The sequence below is a fragment of the Paracoccus sp. (in: a-proteobacteria) genome (assembly GCF_046462195.1).
GTDB lineage: Bacteria > Pseudomonadota > Alphaproteobacteria > Rhodobacterales > Rhodobacteraceae > Paracoccus.
Genome location: NZ_JBKGUN010000272.1, coordinates 1 through 4,866, shown reverse-complemented (window position 1 = coordinate 4,866; position 4,866 = coordinate 1). Strand labels below are relative to the sequence as shown.

The following is a 4,866-nucleotide window of genomic DNA, read 5'->3' as shown; positions in this document are numbered from 1 at the left end:
GGTGGATCCGACAGGTCTTGGAGCTTGAATGCCAACCTTAGAATAAGGCCGATCCCTTGCCGGCACGGGTTTTAGCAGCCGGGCAATTCTGATGATGGTGCTGCCGAGCCAGATTGGCTCTCGAAACGAACTGCTTCAGCAACGCCCAGATCCTTTGATCTCGCCCCTTGCGGAAACAAATATGTTGAAAAGAAATCGCAAAGATTGATCATTCACGCACAGGCGCAGGGGAGCAGTCGAAGCGAGCAGATTCGCCGTGTGGGTTCAGCCGATCGCTGTCCGAGAGGGTGCAAGTGCCTTGGGAGGGGACGCCTTGCACACTAGCCTGAAGACAAGACTGCATCAGGGAGGAAAACAAATGAAACGCGCAAAACTTTGCGGACTGCTTCTGACGACGGGGCTTGCAATGCCGGCCGTTGCTCAGGACAACCTGCAAACGCTGCAAGGCATGCAGCGCACCGACTCGACGTTCACCAACATTGAACAGACTGGTGCAACAGCCGAGTCGCTCAAGGCGGTTCTGCCGCATATCAAGGTGCCTGATGGTTTCGAGGCCAGTCTTTATGCAGTGGTGCCAGACGCCCGTTCGATGGCGGTGGCGCCGCAAGGCACGGTTGTCTTTGTCGGCACACGCAAGGACAAAGTCTGGTCGGTTGTTGACCGGGATCGGAACCGTGTGGCAGACGAGGTAAAGGATTTCGCACCCTCGCTCACTTTCGACATCCCGAATGGCCCCTGCTTTTCGCCAGACGGCTTTCTGTATGTTGCCGAACGAAACCGCGTGCTGAGCTTTCCAGCCGCAGAGTTTTTCTTTGAAGGGCCGGACCCTGCGGTGGATGTTGTCGTGGCCCAAGGCGAACTCGTTCCACCCGAAGAAGAAAGCTTCAATCATACGGCGCGGGTCTGCCGCATCGGGCCGGACGGCAAGCTTTATATCTCGCTCGGCCAGCCGTATAACGTGCAGCCGATGGAGAAACTGGAGAAGTATGATCAAGCCGGCATCGGCGGCATCATTCGCATGAATACCGACGGCAGCGAGCGGGAGGTTTTTACCCGGGGCATCCGGAACTCCGTCGGACATGACTTCAATCCTGCCAACGGAGATCTCTGGTTCACCGACAATCAGGTTGACGGGATGGGTGACGATATTCCGCCCGGTGAATTGAACCGTCAGATCGAGGCAGGTCAGCACTTCGGCTTTCCTTGGACAAACTCCAATGTTGAGATCGAGGACTTTAAGGATGTCCCGCGCCCCGAGGGCGTCAGCTTTACCGAGCCGCAGGTCGAGATGGACGCTCATGCCGCCGACCTCGGCATGAGCTTCTATCGCGGCAACTCCTTCCCGGAAGACTTCCATGGCGGAATTTTCTCGGCGCAGCATGGCAGCTGGAACCGGACCGAGCCTGTTGGCGCACGGGTCATGTTCACTCGCCTCAACGCTGACGGTACCGCCGCTGGTACAGAGGTCTTTGCTGATGGGTGGCTGAACAAGGAGACGGGGGAATACCGCGGCCGGCCCATGGACGTCGCTTTCCTACCGGACGGATCAATGCTGATTTCCGACGATTTCGCAGGCGCGATCTGGCGGATCGCCTATACCGGCGGCGAGTCCATCAATACCCGGTCGGCGGAGCAGCCCGGGGCGGCGGAAGCCCCATCAGCTTCGTCTGATACGGCTGCCGCTCCTGGTGCAGGAACCGGCCCTGACGAAGCCGAAGCTGCGGGCGACGGCGACAACGATGAAGCCGAGGCAAGCGAGGCGCCGGCCAACTGATCCTGCTCGGGGTGGCGAAGGCCGCCCCGAAGTTCCATGGGGGAGCTATAAGAATGACTTCATCCTTTTGCACGGCCGTTTTTGCCACACTGTCCCTAAGTGGCAGCGCGGCATTGGCACAGGCCACCAGCCCCACTGCCGGCGGAGGTCCGGCCGAAGAGGGTCGCGCACTGGCCCAAACCTGCCGTGTCTGTCACGGACTCGACGGGGTAGGAACCAATCCGATGATCCCGAACATCGGCGGACAGAATTCGGACTATCTGTCCAAGCAATTGCAGGATTTCCGGGCTGAGCGGCGCGAGGATCCACAGATGACCATTATCGCCCGCGACCTCAGTGATGAAGACATCGCCCGCCTTGCGGCCTGGTATGCTTCTATCGAAACCAGCTACAAGATGCCGGACTGACCGGCGCGTCTGCCAGGCGTGCGGCCATTTCATCTTAAGAAGGCCCCCGATCGGGTGGCCACTGCCGAGGTCTGGAAAAGCCTGGTCAACCAGTGGGGCGGAACCTCTGTCATCTGGCGGGCGGAAGCTGCAGCTTCCGCATTTTTGCCTCACCAGCACCATTGCAGGGTCACAATTCAGCATTCAATTGGTATCAGTCTCGCTGCGGCTGCGGTTCTGTCAGATAGTGGCCTGCAATCGTGCGAAACAGAAACGGACAGGCTGCCTTCAGTGTTTGGAACAACTTCGATTGGCCACATCTTTGGTCGGGTGCCGTACGCAAGGAAAGGCCGGTGCACCTTGCCACGGCATGTCCTTTCGGGACGGTACCGTGGTTGCTCAAGGTGGCCTTTGCATTTCCAGTGAATCCGTGCTGAGGCATGACCTTCACGGTACCTCTTCCAGGACGCTGCATCATGATCGAATTGATACTTCTAATCGCTGCAGGTGCTGCAGCAGGCGTCTTGAATGCAGTCGCGGGCGGAGGGACCTTTATCAGCCTCCCAGTGCTGATCTATCTCGGCGTTCCGCCGGTCAGCGCCAACGCGACGGCGACCTTCAGTGCTCTGCCAGGATATGTGACGGGTGCATGGGGCTTCCGTCAGGACCTGAAGGCCGAAGGGTCGCTTGGCCTGAGGTGGATCGCAGCCGTTGCAGTGACAGGCAGCATCATCGGCGCCCTGCTTCTGATCATCACGCCGGGGGACGCCTTCATGGGCATTGTTCCTTGGCTTCTGCTGCTGGCAACGGCGTTGTTTGCAACCGGACCATACCTTCTTTCCACTATCCACAGGCGGGGGGGCGGCAACGCGGGGCCGGTATTATCTGCGGCTGCCATTCTCGCCGTCTCGATCTATGGCGGCTACTTCAACGGCGGACTGGGGATCATGCTGCTGGCCGCATTCGGATTGATCGGCTATGTCAACCTGCACGGGATGAACGGATTAAAGAACATCCTTTCGGCGCTTCTGTCGCTGGTCTCGTCAGTGACATTCGTTCTGGCCGATCTGATTGCGTGGGAGCAAGCCGTAGTTCTGGCACTGAGCGCTGCGGTCGGAGGCTACATCGGAGCAAGCCTCAGTCGGCGGATCGTGCAAATAGACTGGTTGCGCCTGTTCATCACAGCCGTCGGTGCGTCAATGACCGCAGCGTTTTTCCTGCGTTGAACGAATACTCTGTCATTCCGGACAGAGTGGAAAGCCGAAGCGTGCAGCACCAAGAACGTGAATGACACAAGGGCGGCCTTGTGGTCTTGGACCTGCGGAAGCGCTAGCGTCGAAAGGCTGCCTCACCGATTATCATATGCATCGCGAAGACAGGCTCGCTTCGAGGGTGCAGCGGTATCGCTGCTCCACGTGCAGTCGCCTGCGCTGAGATTCCAGTCCTTGAACCGGCCCTCGATGCAAATAAGATCTTGGCATACCATGCTTTATGGAAAACAGGAAGGCCGGCACAAGAAATTGGAGTGTGTTCAGTAGGCCCAAGGCATCTGTTCGGTCTAAGCCCGCACTATCTGCTTCAGCGGTAGCTTCTCGAACACCTCCCAACCAATTTCTCAAGTACATGGATAAGAGATTTAGATGGGCTGACTCCGTTGCTTGCCTTCAGCCAGTATGCGCAGTGGAAATGAGGGCTGGCGCTGGCGCCCCGGTCGTAGAGGGCATGATCATCACAGCAAGCTGATTGGGGCTGCAGGAGTGTTTCATCGGAAAGCAGTATCTTTAAAACAAAACGAAACCTGAGGGTGAGGCTAATGACAGTGTTTGGGGAGGGATGCAAAGAACAGGCTCTGCCATCTTGCTTATCCGGAAGAAACGGCGTTGCTCTTCTGGTCAGTGAGGCAGCCGCTGGCGAGACAATTCATTAGCAAGGCGGCATTTGACAGGAGCTTATGCCGGATCCCCTTGTCAAATAACATTGGTTGACATCTGCCTGCTTTAGCAGGGGTCGCAGCAGCCTATAAAGGCGCTTGCTTCTCCACAGTGCTTTCGACCTCCTGAACCTCGCGGACCCGGTGTCAGCCAGGGAGGAGGAGGGCTTTCACCGCGAACGCCGGATCCGGGAGGGAGGAGGAGAGGACCCGGCGCATCGATGTGCCGCAGATGGGGCGGCTATGGAGGATGCGGCGACCTCTGGGAGGAGGAGCGAGGCCGCCGCTTTCACGCAGAACCCGGGGAGGAGGATCAGGTTCCCGCGATCTTTGGGCGACATCCCCAGGGAGGAGGAGGGGGATGTCGCCAGTCCCGGTCCAGGGAGGAGGAAAGGACCGGGAAACCGAATTCTTACTGTGCCGAGCCCCAGGCCGCTTCATGGGCCAGACGGGTGATCATCGAGCGGTTGATCCCCAGATCGTCCAGATCGCGGGTGGTCAGCGCATTGAGTTCACGCACGGTCTGGCGGTATACGGCACGGCGGGCGCGGTTGTCCTGCATCCGCTGGATCGCGCCCAGCAGGCGGCCACGCAGGCCGGCTTCGGCAGAGGCGCTGTGTGCTTGGGCGATAACAGCCATTGTCTCAAGTCCTTCTGGTTCGTCTCGTCTGCGCCGTTCCCGGATGGCCCGGCGTTTCGTTGATCCAAAGATGGAGGTTTTGCCGCCTGTGCACAACGTACGGTTTTGCCAATGCTGCCATGCAGCAAATGCATGC

The 4,866-nt window shown here is 58.8% G+C and carries 4 protein-coding genes; 3 read left to right on the top strand and 1 reads right to left on the bottom strand.

Features of this window, described 5'->3' with window-relative positions:
• Window positions 1–358: 358 nt before the first annotated feature.
• The 3 genes from ACLHHB_RS16465 to ACLHHB_RS16455 all read left to right on the top strand — a co-directional run bounded on the left by ACLHHB_RS16465 (window position 359) and on the right by ACLHHB_RS16455 (window position 3,386).
• Window positions 359–1,774: a PQQ-dependent sugar dehydrogenase gene (locus ACLHHB_RS16465; protein ID WP_410219366.1), complete on the top strand. Its 1,416-nt coding sequence runs from the start codon at window positions 359–361 to the stop codon at window positions 1,772–1,774.
• A 53-nt stretch (window positions 1,775–1,827) separates the two neighbouring features.
• On the top strand, window positions 1,828–2,181 hold the full coding sequence (locus ACLHHB_RS16460) for a c-type cytochrome (RefSeq protein ID WP_410219365.1): 354 nt from the start codon (window positions 1,828–1,830) through the stop codon (window positions 2,179–2,181).
• 455 nt (window positions 2,182–2,636) lie between these two features.
• Entirely contained in the window at window positions 2,637–3,386 is a 750-nt protein-coding gene (locus ACLHHB_RS16455; protein WP_410219364.1) for a sulfite exporter TauE/SafE family protein, read from the top strand.
• Window positions 3,387–4,502: 1,116 nt separating this feature from the next.
• On the opposite strand, the gene ACLHHB_RS16450 is transcribed toward ACLHHB_RS16455, so the two are convergent.
• Window positions 4,503–4,730: a DUF1127 domain-containing protein gene (locus tag ACLHHB_RS16450; protein WP_410219363.1), complete on the bottom strand. Its 228-nt coding sequence runs from the start codon at window positions 4,728–4,730 to the stop codon at window positions 4,503–4,505.
• Between the last annotated feature and the right edge of the window lie 136 nt (window positions 4,731–4,866).